The organism is Kitasatospora sp. NPDC089509, assembly GCF_044749365.1.
GTDB lineage: Bacteria > Actinomycetota > Actinomycetes > Streptomycetales > Streptomycetaceae > Kitasatospora.
The window spans coordinates 281,789-300,731 of record NZ_JBIVHS010000008.1; the positions used below are offsets into that span (position 1 = coordinate 281,789).

14 protein-coding genes and 1 riboswitch are annotated in these 18,943 nt (G+C 73.6%); of the genes, 3 read left to right on the top strand and 11 right to left on the bottom strand.

What is annotated here, in order from left to right; genetic code table 11:
• Positions 1-4: 4 nt before the first annotated feature.
• The 3 genes from ACIP4P_RS19950 to ACIP4P_RS19960 are packed head-to-tail and all read right to left on the bottom strand — an operon-like array spanning position 5 to position 4,787.
• Positions 5-2,140: a putative cobaltochelatase gene (locus ACIP4P_RS19950; protein WP_400920186.1), complete on the bottom strand. Its 2,136-nt coding sequence runs from the start codon at positions 2,138-2,140 to the stop codon at positions 5-7.
• Positions 2,137-3,675, bottom strand: a complete 1,539-nt coding sequence (locus ACIP4P_RS19955; RefSeq protein ID WP_400920188.1) for a cobyric acid synthase — start codon at positions 3,673-3,675, stop codon at positions 2,137-2,139. Before ACIP4P_RS19955 ends, ACIP4P_RS19950 begins: the two co-directional genes overlap by 4 nt.
• On the bottom strand, positions 3,672-4,787 hold the full coding sequence (locus ACIP4P_RS19960; protein WP_400920190.1) for a cobalamin biosynthesis protein: 1,116 nt from the start codon (positions 4,785-4,787) through the stop codon (positions 3,672-3,674). The genes ACIP4P_RS19955 and ACIP4P_RS19960 overlap by 4 nt, the downstream gene beginning before the upstream one ends.
• Positions 4,788-4,879: 92 nt before the next feature.
• Positions 4,880-5,010: riboswitch (cobalamin riboswitch) on the bottom strand.
• A gap of 194 nt (positions 5,011-5,204) precedes the next feature.
• Between ACIP4P_RS19960 and ACIP4P_RS19965 the strand changes: the two genes are divergently transcribed.
• The 3 genes from ACIP4P_RS19965 (at position 5,205) to ACIP4P_RS19975 (ending at position 9,071) form a co-directional block, all read left to right on the top strand.
• Entirely contained in the window at positions 5,205-5,897 is a 693-nt protein-coding gene (locus ACIP4P_RS19965; RefSeq protein WP_400920192.1) for a helix-turn-helix domain-containing protein, read from the top strand.
• Positions 5,898-6,055: 158 nt separating this feature from the next.
• Positions 6,056-7,174, top strand: a complete 1,119-nt coding sequence (locus ACIP4P_RS19970) for a hypothetical protein (RefSeq protein WP_350511587.1) — start codon at positions 6,056-6,058, stop codon at positions 7,172-7,174.
• A 571-nt stretch (positions 7,175-7,745) separates the two neighbouring features.
• Positions 7,746-9,071: a hypothetical protein gene (locus ACIP4P_RS19975; RefSeq protein WP_400920195.1), complete on the top strand. Its 1,326-nt coding sequence runs from the start codon at positions 7,746-7,748 to the stop codon at positions 9,069-9,071.
• A gap of 108 nt (positions 9,072-9,179) precedes the next feature.
• Here the strand turns inward: ACIP4P_RS19975 and ACIP4P_RS19980 are convergent, their stop codons facing one another.
• The 8 genes from ACIP4P_RS19980 to ACIP4P_RS20015 all read right to left on the bottom strand — a co-directional run bounded on the left by ACIP4P_RS19980 (position 9,180) and on the right by ACIP4P_RS20015 (position 18,828).
• Entirely contained in the window at positions 9,180-10,058 is an 879-nt protein-coding gene (locus ACIP4P_RS19980; protein WP_380463542.1) for a CDP-alcohol phosphatidyltransferase family protein, read from the bottom strand.
• Positions 10,045-10,737: a phosphatidylserine decarboxylase gene (locus tag ACIP4P_RS19985; RefSeq protein ID WP_350511585.1), complete on the bottom strand. Its 693-nt coding sequence runs from the start codon at positions 10,735-10,737 to the stop codon at positions 10,045-10,047. Before ACIP4P_RS19985 ends, ACIP4P_RS19980 begins: the two co-directional genes overlap by 14 nt.
• A 518-nt stretch (positions 10,738-11,255) precedes the next feature.
• Positions 11,256-12,458 (bottom strand): acyl-CoA dehydrogenase family protein, encoded by a 1,203-nt coding sequence (locus ACIP4P_RS19990; protein ID WP_350511584.1) that lies wholly within the window; start codon positions 12,456-12,458, stop codon positions 11,256-11,258.
• A gap of 173 nt (positions 12,459-12,631) precedes the next feature.
• Positions 12,632-13,135 carry a MaoC family dehydratase gene (locus ACIP4P_RS19995; protein WP_350511583.1) on the bottom strand — a complete coding sequence of 168 codons (504 nt, stop codon included), beginning with the start codon at positions 13,133-13,135 and terminating at the stop codon, positions 12,632-12,634.
• A gap of 11 nt (positions 13,136-13,146) precedes the next feature.
• Positions 13,147-14,109: an HpcH/HpaI aldolase/citrate lyase family protein gene (locus tag ACIP4P_RS20000; RefSeq protein WP_400920199.1), complete on the bottom strand. Its 963-nt coding sequence runs from the start codon at positions 14,107-14,109 to the stop codon at positions 13,147-13,149.
• Positions 14,110-14,135: 26 nt separating this feature from the next.
• Positions 14,136-16,166, bottom strand: coding sequence for a protein meaA (locus tag ACIP4P_RS20005; protein ID WP_350511581.1), 2,031 nt, complete (start codon positions 16,164-16,166; stop codon positions 14,136-14,138).
• Positions 16,167-16,176: 10 nt separating this feature from the next.
• Positions 16,177-17,514: a crotonyl-CoA carboxylase/reductase gene (gene ccrA / locus ACIP4P_RS20010; protein ID WP_400920201.1), complete on the bottom strand. Its 1,338-nt coding sequence runs from the start codon at positions 17,512-17,514 to the stop codon at positions 16,177-16,179.
• A 393-nt stretch (positions 17,515-17,907) separates the two neighbouring features.
• A complete protein-coding gene (locus ACIP4P_RS20015) occupies positions 17,908-18,828 on the bottom strand; it encodes a TetR family transcriptional regulator (protein ID WP_400920203.1) in 921 nt (306 codons plus the stop codon).
• Positions 18,829-18,943 lie beyond the last annotated feature (115 nt).

Here is an 18,943-nt window from a genome sequence, read left to right on the forward strand (position 1 = left end):
CGGCTCAGGCCGCCTTTCGCATCGAAGTCGCAGAAGTCGCAGAAGTCGCGGGATTCGCGGCACGGTTGGCGCGGACCAGCGAGGCGACGCCCTCCGCGCGCAGTTCGTCCAGGCTGACGGCGCTGCCGCCGAGCAGCCCGGCGAGGGTGCGGGCCAGGCCCAGTCGGACCGGTCCGGACTCGCAGTCCAGTACCACGCTCGCGGTGCCCTGGGCGGCGAACAGCGTGGCCGCGCGCTGCGAGCGGGCGAGCGCGTCGTGCCCGCCGGTGGCCCGGCCGTCGGTCACCACGACCAGCAGCGGCCGCCGGTTCGGGTCGCGCAGCCGCTCCACCCGCAGCACCTCGTGGGCGCGCAGCAGGCCGGCCGCCAGCGGGGTGCGCCCGCCGGTGGGCAGCGTCTCCAGTCGGGCGGCGCCGACTTCGACCGAGGAGGTGGGCGGCAGTGCCAGCTCGGCGTCCGCGCCCCGGAAGGTGATCATGCCGATCTTGTCCCGGCGCTGGTAGGCGTCCATCAGCAGCGACAGCACCGCGCCCTTGACGGCGGTCATCCGCTGCCGGGCGGCCATCGAGCCGGAGGCGTCCACCACGAACAGCACCAGGTTGGATTCCCGTCCCTGGCGCACCTGTTCGCGGAAGTCGTCCTTGTGCAGCACCAGCGCCCGACCGGCCCGCCCGCGCGCCACCTGGTGCGGCGCGGCGGCCTGGAGGGTCGCGGTCAGGTGCAGTCGGCTGAGCATGCCCTGCGGCCGGCGGGCCCGGATGGTGTGCCCGCCGGTGGTCTCGGCGGGGGAGCGGCGGCCCTGGGCGCCGTGGCCGGTGCCCTGCACGGTGAACAGCCTGGTCCGGTACGGGTCGCCGGCCGCCACCGGCGCCGACTCCCGTGCGGGGGAGGGGTGTTGGGCCGGTACGGGCTGCTGCGCGGGCGCCTCGGGCGCCGCGGTGGAGTCCGCCGCGGGGTCCGCCGTGCTGTTCTCGGGGGCCGACGGCTCGGGTGCGCCGCCGCCGTCCGGACCACCGCCGGGGCCGCCGTCGCCGCCGCCGTCCGGACCACCGTCGCCCGGGCCGTCATCGCCCGGACCGTCGCCCTCGGGCTCCGGCTCCGGGTCGTCCGGCTGCGGTTCGTCGGGCTGGGCGTGCTCCTCCAGCGTCCGGTCCAACTGCTCCTCGTCCAGCCCCGGGGCGTCGAAGGGGTTGCGCCGCCGCCGGTGCGGCAGGGCCAGCTGGGCGGCCTTGCGGACGTCCTCCTCCAGCACCTCCGTGCGCCCCGCCCAGGCGGCCAGCGCGACCGCGGTGCGGGCCATCACGATGTCCGCGCGCAGCCCGTCCACCTCGAACGCCGCGCAGACGGCGGTGATCTGACGCAGTGCCACCTCGGTGAGCTCGACCTTCGGCAGCAACTCCCGTGCGGCGGTGATGTGTTCGGCGAGCGCCCGCTCGTCCTCGGCGAACCGCGCGGCGAACGAGGCCGGGTCCGCGTCGTACGCGAGCCGGCGCCGGACCACCTCGGCGCGCTCGGCCGGGTCCCGGGTGGCGGCGATCTCGACGGTCAGCCCGAAGCGGTCGAGCAGCTGCGGCCGCAGCTCGCCCTCCTCCGGGTTCATCGTGCCGACCAGCAGGAACCGCGCCGCGTGCCGCACCGACACGCCCTCGCGCTCGACGTACGAGCGGCCCATCGCGGCGGCGTCCAGCAGCAGGTCCACCACGTGGTCCTGGAGCAGGTTGACCTCGTCGATGTACAGCACGCCGCGGTGCGCCTTGGCCAGCAGCCCCGGCTCGTACGCCTTGACGCCCTCGGCCAGCGCGCGCTCCAGGTCGAGCGAGCCGACGATCCGGTCCTCGGCCACGCCGACCGGCAACTCGACCAGCTGGGAAGGCCGTTCCGAGCCGGCCGGGGCGTGGTGCGGGCCGTCCGGGCACTGCGGGTCCGGCGCGGCCGGGTCGCAGGCGAACCGGCAGCCGTCCACGGCGGCGATGGCGGGCAGCAGCCCGGCCAGCGCGCGCACCATGGTCGACTTGGCGGTGCCCTTCTCGCCGCGCACCAGCACGCCGCCCACGGCCGGCGAGACCGCGTTCAGCAGCAGCCCGAGCCGCAGGTCGGCCATGCCGACGATCGCGGTGAACGGATAGCGGACGTCACTCATGCGTCACTCCCAGGTGCCCCGGGCGGGAGGAACGGCAGCGTTCCGGCCGCCGGCACCCCGCCCTCGATCAGCTTCCACAGCGCGTCGGTGTCCGCGTGCTCCTCGATCAGGTCGCCCAGCCGGTCCAGCCGGGCCTCGCGCGCCGCGGCGAACGAGGTGTCCGGCGCCGGGACGAACGCCCGGCCGGCCGATTCGGCGACCTCGCGCAGGAGTTCACGGCGGAAGCCGTCGTTCTCCAGCGCGCCGTGCCAGGTGGTGCCCAGGACCGGGCCGACCCGGCAGCCCTCCAGGCCCTGCCCGCGGTCATCGGAGAAGAACGCCTCGCCGCCCTCCACGGAGACGACCCCGTGGTGGATCTCGTAGCCCTCGACCCGCTGCCCGTAGGCCATGCCGACCGGCCGTGCCAGCACCTTCTCGACGCCGAAGCGGACGTGCGTCGGCAGCAGCCCGAGCCCGTCGACCGTCCCGGCCCCGGACTCCACCTCGTCCTCGATCGAGCGCGCCAGCATCTGGTAGCCGCCGCACACCCCGAGGATCGGCAGCCCGGCCGCCGCCCGCGCCTTCAGCGTCGGCTCCAGGCCGCGCTCGCGCAGCCAGGCCAGGTCGGCCACGGTGGCCCGGGTGCCGGGCAGCACCACCAGGTCGGCGTCGGCCAGCTCCTCCGGCCGGGTCACCCAGCGCACCAGCACGCCCGGCTCCTGCGCCAGCGCGTCCAGGTCGGTGAAGTTGGACAGCCGGGGGAAGCGCACCACGGCCACCCGCAGCACGTCCGCCCCGAGCGGGCCGGGCCCGTCCGCCCGGTCCGCCACGGTGGACAGGTCCAGCGAGTCCTCGGCGTCCAGCCACAGCCCCGGCAGCATCGGCAGGGTGCCCAGCACCGGCCGGCCGGTCAGCTCGCGCAGCATCTCCAGCCCGGGCGCCAACAGCCGGGCGTCGCCGCGGAACTTGTTGACGAACCAGCCCGCCACGTGCCGCTGGTCCTCCGCCGACAGCAGCGCCAGCGTCCCGTACATCGCCGCGAACACCCCGCCGCGGTCGATGTCCCCGACCACCACCACCGGCAGCGCGGCGGCCGTGGCCAGGCCCATGTTGGCGATGTCCCGGTCGCGCAGGTTGATCTCGGCGGGCGACCCGGCGCCCTCGCAGACCACCACGTCGTAGCGGGCCCGCAGGTCCGCCAGGCACTCCAGGGCGCGCTCCAGCAGGACGGGCTTGCGCTCCCGGTAGTCCAGCGCGCCCACCTCGGCGACCGCCCTGCCGAGCAGCACCACCTGGCTGCGGCCGTTCGCGCCGGGCTTCAGCAGCACCGGGTTCATCGCCGCCTCCGGCTCCACCCGGGCGGCCTGCGCCTGCATCGCCTGGGCCCGGCCGATCTCGGCGCCGTCGGCGGTGACGAAGGAGTTCAGCGACATGTTCTGCGCCTTGAACGGCGCGACCCGCACCCCCTGCCGGACCAGCCAACGGCAGATCCCGGCCGTCACCACGCTCTTGCCCGCGTCCGAGGTCGTTCCCGCGACCAGCAGCGCGTTGCTCATGCCGTGCCCCTCCTCCACAGACGGATCGCCAGATGCCCCGCGACGGACGTACCCAGCGCCAGCACGCCCACCCGCCGGGACAGCGCGCAGGCCCGTTCGATGTCGTCCACCGTCACGGGCCGCAGCTCCGCCCCCAGCACCGGCCGGTGCTCCACTCGGGCAGTCGGCTCCGCACTCGCCTCCGGGCGCTCCTGACCCGGAGCCGACGGTCTCCCCCAGCCTGGCGGCCGGGAGGTGCCCCCACGCTCCGGCGCTCCCTCCTGCGTCGGTCGCTTGTCGCTCGTCGCTTTCGGCTCCGGCGCGCCCTTCGGCTCGTGCGGGTACCGAAGAGTCCCGCCCAGCCGCACGCCCACCGCGCCCGCGAACGCCGACTCGGCCTGGCCCGCGTTCGGGCTCGGATGCGCGGAGCCGTCCCGGCGCCACACCCGCCAGGCGGTCCGCGGTTCGGGCGCGGCGGCCACCGTCAGCAGTGCGGTCAGCCGGGCGCCCGGCCAGCCCGCGACGTCGTCCAGCCGGGCCGACGCCCAGCCGAACCGGGCGTAGCGGGGCGAGCGGTGGCCGACCATGGCGTCCAGGGTGTTCACCGCGCGGAAGGCCAGCAGCCCCGGCGTGCCCGCCAGGGCGCCCCAGGTCAGCGCGTTCACCACGGCGTCGGCGGTGTTCTCGGCCACCGACTCGACCACCGCGCGGGCGATCTGCGGCCCGTCCAGCGCGCTCGGATCCCGCCCGCACAGGTGCGGCAGCCGCTCCCGGGCCGCCGTCAGATCGCCCGCGGCGAGCGACCGGCCGATGGTGCGCGCCTCCCGGGTCAGCGAGGTGCCGCCGAGCACCGTCCAGGTCGCCGCGGCGGCCAGCGCGGCCCGGCCCAGGGGGTGCCGGCCGACCGTACGGTCCAGGGCCAGCGCCCCGGCCGCGACCGTGCCCACGCACAGCGCGGTGTACGCCGCCCCGGCGGCGCGGTCGTCGCGCCACAGGCGCCGCTCCAGGCGGGTCGCGGCGCTGCCGAACAGGGCGACCGGGTGGCCGCGGCGCGGGTCGGCGAACCGGGCGTCGGCGGCGTAGCCCGCGACGGCCCCCAGCGCGAAGGCGGCGGCGCGGGTCAGCGGGCGCACGGCAGCGGGTGGTCGGGGTCCGGCGGGGCAGCGCGCATCGCGTGGGTGTCCTCACTCAGGGTCCGCGCCCTGGATCGACGTACCGGGGGCGAGAGTCTCCTGGCTTCCGGGTCGGACGCACCCCCGGGCCTTCCAGCGGCTCCTGACGGACCACCGTGGCATTTCCGGGCGTGCTCCCCGGTGACAGTGGCGGGACCGCGCCGGACTCGCACCGGCTTCCTCTCCATGCCTCCGTTTGGCCCCAGGATCCCATCACGGGCCCGATCCGGGAGTCAACCGAGGTCACGGAGGGGTTGGTCACAGGAACGGCCCGCTCCGGGCCTGTGCGATCGCCCAGCGCGGCGGCGGCCCGACCGGCCCGGCTTCGTGCGTTCGGCGGCTGGGGGCGTCGCGCCGGCCGCGCCTACGGTTCGGGCCATGCGCCGCAGAAAGCCACCCGCCGTCGCCCCCGCCCCGGTGCCGTTCGCGCCCGGCGCCGCCCGCGCCCACCGGGCCGGCCTCGGGCTGACCCCCGAGCAGGTCGCCGAGGGGATGGCCGCGCACGGGGTGCGGCTGCTCCCCGGTCACGTCCTCGCCTGGGAGCTCGGCGGGTCGCGGCCCGGCGAGGCCGAGCTGATCGCGCTGGCCCGCGCCCTCTGGTGCCCCGTCGCCGAGCTGATGGACGGCCGGCCGACGAGCCTGCGCGACCACCGGCTGGCCCGCGAGCTCACCCAGGAGACCGTCGCCGAGCGGGTCGGCATGGCGCCGGCCGACTACCGGCGGGCCGAACTGACCGGCCACTGGGACGGCGAGCCGGACCAGACCCACGCCCTCGCCCAGGCCCTGGGCCTGCGGCTCACCGAGCTGGTCGAGGCCACCGGCCGCGGCGAGGCCCTCGACCGCCTCCTGCGGCAGTGCGTGACCGGCCGCTGGCAGTCCCAGCTGCGCCCGATCGCCCGCCTCGTCCCCGTCCCCGAAGCCGATCTGGCGGCCGTCCTCCCGGTCCTCCACCAGGAGCACCACGCCCCCACCTACTGGGGCGCCACGGCCGGTCCCCGCACCGCCACCCCACCCCTCACCCCCCGCTTCTGGCAGCTCCTCAGCACCCGGGACCCCGCCGTCCCCGTCTGACCCGGCCCGCCGCCTCCCGTCCCCTCCCACCCGCCGTCCCCTCCCTTCCCCTCCCGTCCCCGTCCCCCGGACGGGCCAGCCCGGTGGCCGGGGGTGCGGTGCGCCGGTGGACTGGTGCTCGAAAACCGTCCGGTGCGTGAAACAGAGCGGGGATCGAGATGCGTTGGGGAACCGCAGCCGTCGTGGCGGCCGCCGCCGCGGGGGCGGCCGTGTTGGTGATCGGCCGCCGGGCCTCGGAGCGGATGGTCCGGCCGGGGGCGGGGCCGGGGGCCGGGGGATCGGAGTCCGGGCCGGTGCTGGTGCAGAGCCTGGCGGCCGGCCGGGTCACCTTCAACCGGCGCCCCGAGAGCCTGCGGCCGGGCCGCTGGGCCGTGGAGTGGGAGGACGGCGGGCACGCGGTGGTCGAGGAGATCCTGCACCGCGACGAGCAGGGCGTCACCCGTCGGCTGGTCCGGGCCGACCGGGGCACCCTCGTCCCCGGCACCGAGGTCCGCTTCACGCCGCGGGTGCACCTGGGCGATCCGACCCGGGCGCTCGGCCTGTCCTTCACCGACACCGCCGCCGAGGGCGAGCTGGGCCCGCTCCCCGCCTGGCGGGTCGACGGCACGCGCGGCACCTGGGTGATCCTGGTGCACGGGCCCGAGGCGGACCGCCAGCAGACCCTCCCGGTCCTGCCGGTGCTGCACCGCCTGGGCCTGCCGGTGCTGTCCGTCACCTACCGCGGCGACGAGGGCGCCCCCGCCTCGCCGGACGGCCTCAGCCACTTCGGCGAGACGGAGTGGCGGGACGTCGAGTCGGCGGTGCGGCTGGCGCTCGACAGCGGGGCGGGCCGGGTGATCCTCTACGGCTGGTCGGTGGGCGCAACCATGGTCCTGCAGGCGGCGGCCCGGTCGGCCTGGGCCCAGGCGGTCCGCGGCATCGTGCTCGACTCGGTGGTCCTGGACCTCCCCGCCTCGGCCCGCCGGGACGCCGCCCGGGCGGGTTACACCGGGGTCGCCGCAGAGCTCGGCGCGCTGGCCGCGCAGGGCCGCACCGGGGTCGACCTCGCGGACTTCTCCCGGCTCGCGGAGGGCACCGACCTGCGGGTCCCGACGCTGGTGCTGCACAGCCCGGACGACCAGCTGGCCCCCTTCGGCACCGTGCAGCGCCTGGCGGCGGCCCGCCACGACGTGGTGAGCCTCCAGCGCTTCCCGGGGGCCGAGCACGCGGCCCTGTGGAACTCGGCGCCGGACCACTACGGCGAACTCCTGCGGCGCTGGCTCACCCCCCTCCTCTGAGCCCCCCGCCGCACCGGAGGTCACACCCGCCGCACCGGACGCCCCCCGCACCGGAAGACACCCGCCGCACCGGAAGTCGGCCCGGCCGACTTCCGGTGCAGCGCCGCGTTCCGGCCGGCGCCCGCGACCTGGCCGGATCCCGGTGTTCCGCTTCCACCCCGCCCCGTCCCCCGCGCCCCTCGACGCCCACCCGGACACGGAGAGTGACCGTTCGAACGGGCAGCGCGACACCCCGCCACCACCCTGGCATGGCCCCGCCACACGTTTCCGGCCAGGCGGTTTGCCTCTGTTGCCCGATCTTGCCTGGGTCTCGCCCGGGCCCCGTCCCCGGCCGAGCGGTCGTACGGACAACCGGATGTGACAGAAGGCCGGTGCAAGGGGAAGACTGCTCGACGTGACGTCTCGGAACCCGCGCGACCGTGATGCCCCGCTCCCGCCGACGATCGGTACCGGTGCGACGGTGACCCGTCTCCCCGGTACGGCCCACCGGCCCGCCGGTGGCAGGCCGGGCGGGGCAGGTGTACCCCGGCGACGAGGGCCGGCGCCGGCGCCCGGCCGGGGCCGGGTTCCGGTGCCCGAGGGCTTCCCCGCACCGGCCGAACTGGCGCCGCTGGCCCGTCGGATGCTGGTGGACGCCGTCCGGATCGCCCGCTGGGCCGGGGAGCTGGCGGAGGTCGACAAGCGCGGCGAGCTGCTCCCGGAGGACGCCCGGGCGGCCGGCCGGGCGCTGGCCATGACGGTCGGCGCGGCGGCCAAGGCCTGGGGCCAGGCGCTGCTGGTGGGCCTGGTGGAGGCCCGGGACGGCGGAGCCGGCCCCGGCTGGCGCCTGCATGCCTGGGAGCACGACGACGAGGCCGTGGTGCGCGGCTGGTCCGGCCTGTTCGACGCCTGGACGCTGCTCGCCCCGGTCCCGCCCGCCGCGCTGCGCGGGGTGTTCGCCGTCCTGGCCGGCCAGGCCGTCGACCAGGCCCCGCAGCTGCTGTCCTTCCTGCACCTGGTGGACGGTCCGGTGCAGGAGAGCGAGCTGCTGGAGCTGCTGCGCCGCGGCCTGGACGAGCGCCGGGTCGGCGCCGGTCTGGGCAACCCGGGCCTGTCGCCCGTCCCGCACGCCGCCTCGGCGGTGTCCGCGGTGCGCGGCACCTGCCGGGCGCCGCAGATCGACACCCCGCCCGCGCCCTCCGACGTGGCCGCCGTCCTGGACTGGATGCTGGACGGCCTGGCGGCCGTCGGTGCCGTGGTGCGCCGGGACGCCGCCGCCGAGCTGTCCCCGCTGGGCCACTGGGCGGTGCGGGCCAAGCTGGAGGAGATCTGCACGGTCGCCCAGACCGCGGCCGGGCACATCGAGCAGAGCGCCTTCGAGCTGCTGAACGCCTGCGCCGACTACTCACCGGGCCCGGCCCGGGCGGAGTTCCGCGCCTGGGTGGCGGCCCGCCCGGCGGACCGCGCGGTGGCGGAGCTGCTGGACGCCGCCCGGGGCGACGACGCGCTGGTGCGCGGCCTGGCCTTCGAGGCGCTGCGGGTGGCCGGCGGGCCCGCCGAGCAGGCGGTCCGGGCGGCCGTGGACGCGCCGGTGCTGCGCCCGTACGCGCTGCTGTGGCTGGCCGAGCGGGCCGACGAGGGGGTCTCCCCGGCGGACGTGCTGGGCGCCGAGGACGCGGCCTGGCTGTGGGTGGACACCGCGGCCGCGGTGCTGGACCACGGTGAGACGGAGCTGCTGGTCGGCCACGTCGAGGGCGCCGCGGCGGGTGACCCGGTGCGGCTGTTCGCCCGGGCCCGGCAGTCCGGGCACCCGCGGGCGGCCTCGGTGCTGACGGCGGTCTCCGGGGTGCACCCGGACCCGGGCGTGGCCCGGGCGGCCCGTCGCTCGGCCTTCAGCGTCCACACCGGCGGGGCGTGACCCGGCAGCGGGACCAGGAACGGGAGCACGAGCGGCAACGAGCACGAGGAAGGGCCCGGAACCATCAGGTTCCGGGCCCTTCCTCATCGCGAGATCGCGGACGCAGGCTCAGCCGAGCCGCGACTCCGCCCGCCGGGCGCGGACGTCGCCGACCTTCTGCCCGACCTTGCGCCGGATGACCAGCAGCGGCGCCATGGCCGCGAGCGTGATCTGGGCGAAGGCGCCGACGTGCATCAGGGTGTCGCCCCCGGGCAGCCCGGTCGCCCAGGCGGCCAGGCAGCCGATCGCCACGACGACCCAGCAGAGCGTGGCGGTGGCCAGCAGCCCCTGCGGCTTCGGGTACTCGATCCGGCTGACCATGAGGTACGCGGCGCCGAAGATGGCGAGCAGACCGGGCAGGAACGGCGGGTCGAGCAGCACGATGGCGATGACCGTCATCGCGCCCATCGGGCAGGGCATGCCCTGGAACACCCCGGGCCGCATCTTGACGGCCGAGAAGCGGGCCAGCCGCAGGACCACCGCGAGCAGCACGGTCAGCGCGATCAGCGCCGAGAGCTTGGTGTTGGAGCCCTGGGAGACCATGCCCCAGACCGCGACGAAGTAGGCCGGCGCGATGCCGAAGCTGATCAGGTCGGCCAGGTTGTCGAGTTCCGCTCCGAGGGCGGAGGAGCGGAGCTTCCGCGCCACCAGCCCGTCGAAGAGGTCGCACATCGAGCCGATCAGCAGCAGCGTCACCGCGGTGGCGGCGCTGTGCCGGTCCGGAGCGGCGTCCGGGTTGGTGATGTGCGGGACCAGGACCCCGGTGGTGATCGAGTAGATCGCCAGGAAGCCGCAGACGGCGTTCCCCAGGGTCAGGAAGTCGGCGGTGGACAGGTGCTGGGGGGAACGCGGTGCCCGCAGCTCGCGGTCGCGCGCCCAGCGGCGACGGCGCAGGGCCGTCTCCTCGTCGTCCAGGCCGACGATTGTTTCAGGATCAGTCACGGTCAAGGCGCGTCACCCCGGCTGTGGTCTTCTGGCCGACCTCGACGCCGACCTCGACGCCGGCCGGCAGGTAGGTGTCGACCCGGGACCCGAACCGGATCAGGCCGATCCGTTCGCCCTGCTCGACCTTGGTTCCGGCGGCCGTGTACGGCACGATGCGACGGGCCACGGCCCCCGCGATCTGCACCATCTCGATGTCGCCGAGCTCGGTGTCGAAGTGCCAGACGACCCGCTCGTTCTGGTCGCTGTCCTTGTTGAACGCCGGCACGAAGCCGCCCGCGACGTGCTCGACCGACGTCACCGTGCCCGGCAGGGGCGCCCGGTTGACGTGGACGTTCAGCGGGCTCATGAAGATCGCGACGCGGGTGCGGCCGTCCGGCCACGCGTCGATGCTCTGGACCACGCCGTCGGCGGGGGAGATCACTCTGCCCGTGCCGATCTCACGCTCGGGGTCGCGGAAGAACCACAGCATGCCCGCGCCGAGCGCGCAGGCCGGTACCGCAGCCAGGGCCCACTTGCCGTTGCGCCGGGTGAGGGCGGTGGTCACGGCGGCCGTGGCGAGGGTGGGGACGAACCAGGGGGTGGCTCCGCGCGCGATGGTCACGCGGGGTCGCCGACCGGCCGTCGGGGCGGCGAGGGCATCGCGGTCCGTGACGGAGGTGTGAGGGGACGGGCTGATGGGCATCGAAGACCTTTGTCGCGGGGGATCATGGCCGCTGGACGGGGGCCACCGCGGGATCGGTAATAGAGGGACGGCTTGCTGTCCCGGTGGATGCTATCGGGAGCACACGGTGGGTGGGCAACCCGCCTGCTCGTTCATGTGTCCGGTGGGAGCGCGTACACGCGTCCCGCCTCTACGACCGTAGCTCGCCCCGGTCCGGTTCCCAAGGGACCGGACACGGCTGGTGACTCTTGTCTCAGCAGGGCGGCGATCGGAACCCGGAGGGGGACACGGGCCGTACCGGGGGTCGTGGGTGTACGGAAGCGGCCGCAGGGCGCGTCGCTGCAGCTGTACGCCCTGCGGCCGCTGTCCGGAGGCCGTGCCGGACCCGGCGGACCAGGCCGGGTCCGTGGCTGGCACGGCGCTCTGCCGGGACGGGCCCGCACGCCCGTCGACCGGCGGTTCGGAGGGGGTCGTCCGTCAATCCGGACGACCCCGTGATCACTCCGCGTTCCCGGCGCCGGAGCCGGGAGCCCGGGTCGTCACTCGGCGATCCTGTACTCCTCCAGGAGCCGGCGTCCGACGATCATCTTCTGGATCTCCGCAGTTCCTTCACCGATGAGCAGCATCGGGGCCTCGCGGTAGAGCCGCTCGATCTCGTACTCCTTGGAGAAGCCGTAGCCGCCGTGGATCCGGAAGGCGTCCTCGACGACCTCCTTGCAGTACTCCGAGGCCAGGTACTTCGCCATGCCGGCCTCCAGGTCGTTGCGCTCGCCGCCGTCCTTCTTGCGGGCGGCCATCACCATCATCTGGTGGGCGGCCTCGACCTTGGTGGCCATCTCGGCGAGCTTGAACTGGATCGACTGGTGCTCGGCGATCTTCTTGCCGAAGGTGGAGCGCTGCTGGGCGTAGGTGATGCCGAGCTCGAAGGCGCGGCGGGCGACGCCGCAGCCGCGGGCGGCGACGTTGACCCGGCCGACCTCGACGCCGTCCATCATCTGGTAGAAACCGCGGCCCGGAGCCCCGCCGAGGACACGGTTGGCCGGAATCCGCACGTCCTGCAGCACCAGCTCGGTGGTGTCGACGCCCTTGTAGCCCATCTTCTCGATCTTCCCGGGCACGGTGAGGCCGGGGACGGTCGGGTTCGGGCCGAAGCCGGCCGTCTTCTCGATCAGGAAGGTGGTCATGTTCTTGTACGGGGTGTCGCCGCCCTCGTCGGTCTTGCACAGGAGCGCGACCACGGTGGAGGTGCCGCCGTTGGTGAGCCACATCTTCTGGCCGTTGAGGACGTAGTCCTCGCCGTCCTTGACGCCCTTGGTGGAGATGGCGGAAACGTCGGAGCCGAGGCCGGGCTCGGACATCGAGAAGGCGCCGCGGATTTCACCGGCGGCCATCCGGGGCAGGAAGTACTCCTTCTGCTCCTGGGTACCGTGGGCGTTGATCATGTGCGCCACGATGAAGTGGGTGTTGACGATGCCGGAGACCGACATCCAGCCGCGGGCGATCTCCTCGACCACCAGGGCGTAGGTGAGCAGCGACTCGCCGAGGCCGCCGTACTCCTCGGGAATGGTGAGGCCGAACAGCCCGAGCTGCTTCATGCCCTCGACGATGGCGGTCGGGTACTCGTCCTTGTGCTCCAGCTCGGTCGCGACCGGGATGATCTCCCGGTCGACGAAATCCCGCACAGTGGCGAGGATGTCCCGCTGGATCTCGGTGAGGCCGTCGGTCTGTGCGAGGCGTCCCATCGTGCGGCTCCGGAATGTCTGGGAAAGAGCGGGGGGGGGGATTTCCGGGGGCCCTGCCGGCGTGGCTGCGGCAGCAGGGCCCCCGACCGGGTGGGGGTCGGCCGATGACGGCGGCCTTCCCGTCCGGGGTCTGCGGGCTCCCCTATATAGGGGAGCCCTGAGGGAGGGAGTGTTCAGGAAAGCGGCTCGGGGCGGCCGGGCTGCTCGCCGCCGCGCTCCTTGATGTACGTCGCGGTCGGCACCATCACCTTGCGGCGGAAGACGCAGACGACCGTGCCGTCCTGCTTGTAGCCCTTGGTCTCGACGTGGACGATGCCGCGGTCGTCCTTGGACTTGGACGGCCACTTGTCCAGGACGGTGGTCTCGCCGTACAGGGTGTCGCCGTGGAAGGTCGGCGCGATGTGGCGCAGCGACTCGATCTCCAGGTTGGCGATCGCCTTGCCGGAGACGTCCGGGACGGACATGCCGAGCAGCAGCGAGTAGATGTAGTTGCCCACCACGACGTTCCGGCCGAAGTCCGTGGTCTTCTCCGCATAGTTGGTGTCCATGTGGAGCGGGTGGTGGTTCATGGTGAGCAGGCAGAAGAGGTGGTCGTCGTACTCGGTGACGGTCTTCCCGGGCCAGTGCTTGTAGACCGCGCCGACCTCGAACTCCTCGTAGGTGCGTCCGAACTGCATGGCTCAGGCCCTCAGCTTTCCGGGATCTCGAACTTGGTGGTGCGCTGCAGGCCGGCGGCCCGGCCCTTGCCGGCGACGACCAGGGCCATCTTGCGGCTGGCCTCGTCGATCATCTCGTCGCCGAGCATCGCGGAGCCCTTGGCGCCGCCCGCCTCCGAGGTGCAGTAGTCGTAGGCGTCGAGGATCAGCTCGGCGTGGTCGTAGTCCTCCTGCGAGGGCGAGTAGATCTCGTTCGCGGCGGCGACCTGGTCCGGGTGCAGCACCCACTTGCCGTCGAAGCCGAGGGCGGCCGAGCGGCGGGCGACCTCGCGGTAGCCCTCCTGGTTGCGGATCTGCAGGTACGGGCCGTCGATCGCCTGGAGGTCGTTGGCGCGGGCGGCCATCAGGATGCGCATCAGGATGTAGTGGTAGGCGTCGGCGCCGTAGCCGGGCGGCTGCTCGCCGACCACCAGGGACTTCATGTTGATCGAGGCCATGAAGTCGGCGGGGCCGAAGATGATGGTCTCCAGCCGGGGCGAGGCCTCGGCGATGGCGTCGACGTTGATCAGGCCCTTGGCGTTCTCGATCTGCGCCTCGATGCCGATCCGGCCGACCTCGAAGCCCATGGTCTTCTCGATCTGGGTGAGCAGCAGGTCGAGCGCCTTGACCTGCTCGGCGTCCTGGACCTTGGGCAGCATGATGCAGTCCAGGTTGGGGCCGGCGCCCTCGACCACGGTGATCACGTCGCGGTAGGTCCAGTGGGTGGTCCAGTCGTTGACCCGGACGACGCGGGTCTTGCCGCTCCAGTCGCCGTTGTTGAGCGCGTCGACGATGAGGTGGCGGGCGCCCTCCTTGGCCAGCGGGGCGCAGGCGTCCTCCAGGTCGAGGAAGACCTGGTCGGCCGGGAGGCCCTGGGCCTTCTCCAGGAAGCGCGGGTTGCTGCCCGGCACGGCGAGGCAGGAGCGGCGCGGGCGCAGGCGGTTGACAGAGGTCATGAGGGTGGGTCTGTTCCTTCCAGTGGTCAGCTGGTGGCCGCGGTCGGTGCGGGTGTCCACGGCTGGAGCCGGTTGGCCAGGCGGATCTCGTCCACGATCCGGCCGATGATGGTGGTGATGCCGAAGTCCTTCGGGGTGAACACGGCGGCGACGCCGGCGGCCTTGAGGGCCTCGCCGTCCGCTGCCGGGATGATGCCACCCACGATCACCGGGACATCCTCCACCCCCGCGCGGCGCAGCCGCTTCAGGACGTCGGGCACCAGCTCGGTGTGGGCGCCGGAGAGGATGGACAGGCCCACGCAGTGCACGTCCTCGGCCACGGCGGCGGAGACGATCTGCTCCGGGGTGAGCCGGATGCCCTGGTAGACCACCTCGAACCCGGCGTCGCGGGCCCGGACGGCGATCTGCTCGGCGCCGTTGGAGTGTCCGTCCAGGCCGGGCTTGCCGACCAGCAGGCGCAGCTTGCCGGCGCCCAGCTCCTCGGCGGTGGCGGCGACGGCGGCGCGGACCTGCTCCAGTTCCCCGCCCGGTTCGGCGGCGACCGCGACGGGCGCGCCGCCCACGCCGGTGGGGGCGCGGTACTCGCCGAACACCTCGCGCAGGGCGAAGGACCACTCGCCGGTGGTGACCCCGGCCCGGGCGCAGGCCAGGGTGGCCGGCATCAGGTTGGCCTCGGTGGCGGCGACCTCCTTGAGCCCGGCCAGCGCCTCCTGGGCGGCGGCCTCGTCGCGCTGTCCGCGCCAGGCCTCCAGGGCGGCGAGCACGGACTGCTCGGAGGCCGGGTCGACCACCATGATCGCGGTGTCGAGGTCGGCGGTGAGCGGGCTGGGCTCGGTGGTGTCGAAGCAGTTGACGCCGATGATCTTGTCCTCGCCGGACTCGATCCGGGCCCGGCGGGCGGCGTGCGAGGCGACCAGGTTGGACTTCAGGTAGCCGGACTCCACGGCCGGTATGACGCCGCCCATCTCCAGCACCTTGGCGATCTCCGCCTCGGAGCCGGCCAGCAGCGCGGCGGTCTTGGCCTCGATCACCTCGGAGCCGTTGAAGATGTCGCCGTACTCCAGCAGGTCCGACTCGTAGGCCAGCACCTGCTGGATGCGCAGCGACCACTGCTGGTCCCAGGGCCGGGGCAGGCCCAACGCCTCGTTCCAGGCCGGGAGTTGGACGGCCCGGGCGCGGGCGTCCTTGGACAGCGTGACGGCCAGCATCTCCAGCACGATCCGCTGGACGTTGTTCTCCGGCTGGGCCTCGGTCAGGCCCAGCGAGTTGACCTGGACGCCGTAGCGGAAGCGGCGCTGCTTGGGGTCGGTGACCCCGTAGCGCTCCAGCGTGACCTTCTCCCAGAGCCGGGCGAAGGCGCGCATCTTGCACATCTCCTCGACGAAGCGCACGCCGGCGTTGACGAAGAAGGAGATCCGGGCGACCACGTCGCCCATCCGCTCGGCGGGCACCTGCCCGGAGTCGCGGACGGCGTCGAGCACCGAGATGGCGGTGCACATCGCGTAGGCGATCTCCTGGACGGGCGTGGCCCCGGCCTCCTGGAGGTGGTAGCTGCAGATGTTGATCGGGTTCCACTTGGGGATGTTGCCGACCGTGTAGGCGATCATGTCGGTGATCAGGCGCACCGACGGGCCGGGCGGGAACACGTGGGTCCCGCGCGACAGGTACTCCTTGACGATGTCGTTCTGGGTGGTGCCGGTGAGCTTGCCGATGTCGGCGCCCTGTTCCTCGGCGACCACCTGGTAGAGCGCCAACAGCCACATCGCGGTGGCGTTGATCGTCATGGAGGTGTTGGTCTGTTCGAGCGGGATGCCGTCGAACAGGGTGCGCATGTCGCCGACGTGGCCGACCGGGACGCCGACCCGGCCCACCTCGCCGCGGGCGAGGATGTGGTCGGAGTCGTAGCCGGTCTGGGTCGGCAGGTCGAAGGCGACGGACAGGCCGGTCTGGCCCTTCGCCAGGTTCCGCCGGTAGAGCGCGTTGGAGTCGCTCGCGGTGGAGTGTCCGGCGTAGGTGCGCATCAGCCAGGGCCGGTCGCGCTTCTGGGGCTCGGTCATCGGAGTGGTCTCACACGTTCCTGAAGCGGTTGATGGCCGGCAGGTGCTGCTCGCGCAGTTCCGCGTCGCGCACGCCCAGGCCCGGTTCGGGGGCCAGGCAGAGCACGCCGACCTTGCCCTGGTGCTTGTTGTGGTGCACGTCGAGGGCGGCCTGGCCGGTCTCCTCCAGGGAGTAGACCTTGGACAGGGTCGGGTGGATCTTGCCCTTGGCGATCAGGCGGTTGGCCTCGTAGGCCTCGCGGTAGTTGGCGAAGTGCGAGCCGACGATCCGCTTGAGCGACATCCACAGGTAGCGGTTGTCGTACTGGTGCATGTAGCCGGAGGTGGAGGCGCAGGTGACGATGGTGCCGCCCTTGCGGGTGACGTACACCGAGGCGCCGAAGGTCTCCCGGCCCGGGTGCTCGAAGACGATGTCGACGTCCTCGCCGCCGGTGAACTCGCGGATCCTGCCGCCCAGGCGCTTCCACTCGCGCGGGTCCTGGTTGTGCTCGTCCTTCCAGAACTTGTAGCCCTCGGCCGAGCGGTCGATGATCGCCTCGGCGCCCATGGCCCGACAGATGTCGGCCTTGGCCTCGCTGGAGACCACGCAGATCGGGGTGGCGCCGCCGGCCAGCGCGTACTGGGTGGCGTACGAGCCGAGGCCGCCGCTGGCGCCCCAGATCAGCACGTTGTCGCCCTGCTTCATGCCCGCGCCGTTGCGCGAGACCAGCTGGCGGTACGCGGTGGAGTTGACCAGGCCGGGGGAGGCGGCCTCCTCCCAGCTGAGGTGCTTGGGCTTGGGCAGCAGCTGGTTGGTCTTCACCAGGGCGATCTGGGCCAGGCCGCCGAAGTTGGTCTCGAAGCCCCAGATGCGCTGCTCCGGGTCCATCATCGTGTCGTTGTGGCCGTCCGGGGACTCCAGCTCGACCGAGAGGCAGTGGGCGACGACCTCGTCGCCGGGCTTCCAGGAGTTGACGCCGGCTCCGGTGCGCAGCACCACGCCCGCGAGGTCGGATCCGAGCACGTGGTACGGCAGGTCGTGGCGCTTGGTGAGCGGGGACAGCCGGCCGTAGCGCTCCAGGAAGCCGAAGGTGGAGACCGGCTCGAAGATCGAGCTCCACACGGTGTTGTAGTTCACCGAGCTGGCCATGACGGCGACCAGCGCCTCGCCGGGGCCCAGCTCCGGCAGGGCGACCTCGTCGAGGTGAAGGGACTTGCGGGGGTCCTTGTCGCGGCTGTCGAGGCCCGCGAACATCTGCTCCTCGTCCTTGTGGAGCGTGACCGCCCGGTAGGACTCGGGGAGCTTGATCGCCGCGAAGTCCGCCGACGTGGTGTCGGGGCTGAGGATCGCGTCGAGGATTTCCTGCATGGCTGCCTCCGAAGGCGTACCTGTGTGAAGGGCACAGGGCGTCTGGGGGAGCCGGGAGCGGACACCGGCTTCGCTGAGGTGGGTGGTGGGCGGTCGGACGGTCAGGCGGTCCGCCCGGGAGTCGGTCCGGGCGGGTCTGGCAGTGCTGGTCTGGCACTGTTCCCGGGGTGTGGGAACGCCGGACGACGGCGCGCCGAGGTGGGGAGCCGCGGCGCCGCGACCTGGTGGAGAACACGGTAGTGGCACCCTGTGCCACTCGTAAAGACACCGGGTGTCATGAATTCCGGAGCACCGGAAGGCCTCGGAACACGCCTGACGGGGGCATGCCGAGGGCCCGCGCCGATGGTTCGACGCGGGCCCTCCGTGCACCTCTGACCTGCGGTTATATGGCCCTCAGTGACCCTGGGCACCACTCAGTGCGGCCCGGATGCTGTCCACCACGACCTCCAGTGGAGCGTCCGTTCGGGCGACTGTGATGAGCACCTCACCTCCGGGGCTGGCACTCAGTGCGCTTTCCGCTACTTCGTCCTCAGGGCCCCCAGTGGCACCCGGTGCCACTACCGAGCCGCGCCGTCTGGCACCCGGTGCACTGGCCGCCCAGAAGGTCCGCCGGATCACCTCGAAGGAGTGGTCCAGCTGCGCCTCCACGTCCCCCCGGCCGCCGGCCCGCAGCCAGCGCCGCAGCACGTGGTTGTGCGCCGCGACCACCGCCGCCGCCGACACCTCGGCCAGCATCGAGTCGTCCTCGCCGCCGCGCTGCCAGCCCGAGGGGATCGGCTCGCCGGTGTCGAAACGGCCCAGCAGGTACCGGGTGAACAGCCGCTCGTACCGGGCCACGACGGCGATCTCCCGCTCGCGCAGCGTCGGGACCTGACGGATCAACTGGTACCGCGCGACCGACACCCCCGGAGTGGAGGCGTACATCCGCAGCACCTCCTTGATGCCGCGGCAGACCACGTCCAGCGGGTGCTCCTCCGGCTCGGCGCTGGCCAGCAGGTCGGCCACCCGGACCAGGGTGTCGTCGTGATCGGGGAAGATCGCCTCCTCCTTCGACCGGAAGTACCGGAAGAAGGTGCGCCGGGCCACCCCGGCGGCCGCGGCGATCTGGTCGACCGTGGTCTCCTCGTAGCCCTGCGAGGCGAACAGCTCCATCGCGGCCGTGGCCAGGTCCTGGCGCATCTGCTGACGCTGCGCCGCCGCCCGGCGACTGCCCGGGCCGGCCTCCGGCGCTGCGCCCCCGGACGGGCCGGCCGTCCGGTCGGCGCCGCGCGGTCCGGCGGAGTGCTGAGGGGTGGTTGACTGAACCCGATCCATGCCCGGAACGCTACACGGCCCGGCTGGTGTGACCACGGCCCTTCCCCGGCGCACCGGCGTGACCGGGCCGGTCACGGCCGGTCTCGGCCAGCGCGCGGACACCGCCCCCGGCGAC

Excerpts from the sequence above, each read along its gene's own strand:
- ACIP4P_RS19995 (WP_350511583.1), bottom strand. The coding sequence starts at position 13,135 with ATGCAGTTCGGACGCACCTACGAGGAGTTCGAGGTCGGCGCGGTCTAC.
- ccrA (WP_400920201.1), bottom strand. The coding sequence starts at position 17,514 with ATGCAGGAAATCCTCGACGCGATCCTCAGCCCCGACACCACGTCGGCG.
- ACIP4P_RS20005 (WP_350511581.1), bottom strand. The coding sequence starts at position 16,166 with ATGACCGAGCCCCAGAAGCGCGACCGGCCCTGGCTGATGCGCACCTAC.
- ACIP4P_RS19970 (WP_350511587.1), top strand. The coding sequence starts at position 6,056 with ATGCGTTGGGGAACCGCAGCCGTCGTGGCGGCCGCCGCCGCGGGGGCG.
- ACIP4P_RS19985 (WP_350511585.1), bottom strand. The coding sequence starts at position 10,737 with ATGCCCATCAGCCCGTCCCCTCACACCTCCGTCACGGACCGCGATGCC.
- ACIP4P_RS19950 (WP_400920186.1), bottom strand. The coding sequence starts at position 2,140 with ATGAGTGACGTCCGCTATCCGTTCACCGCGATCGTCGGCATGGCCGAC.
- ACIP4P_RS20000 (WP_400920199.1), bottom strand. The coding sequence starts at position 14,109 with ATGACCTCTGTCAACCGCCTGCGCCCGCGCCGCTCCTGCCTCGCCGTG.
- ACIP4P_RS19990 (WP_350511584.1), bottom strand. The coding sequence starts at position 12,458 with ATGGGACGCCTCGCACAGACCGACGGCCTCACCGAGATCCAGCGGGAC.
- ACIP4P_RS19965 (WP_400920192.1), top strand. The coding sequence starts at position 5,205 with ATGCGCCGCAGAAAGCCACCCGCCGTCGCCCCCGCCCCGGTGCCGTTC.
- ACIP4P_RS19955 (WP_400920188.1), bottom strand. The coding sequence starts at position 3,675 with ATGAGCAACGCGCTGCTGGTCGCGGGAACGACCTCGGACGCGGGCAAG.
- ACIP4P_RS20015 (WP_400920203.1), bottom strand. The coding sequence starts at position 18,828 with ATGGATCGGGTTCAGTCAACCACCCCTCAGCACTCCGCCGGACCGCGC.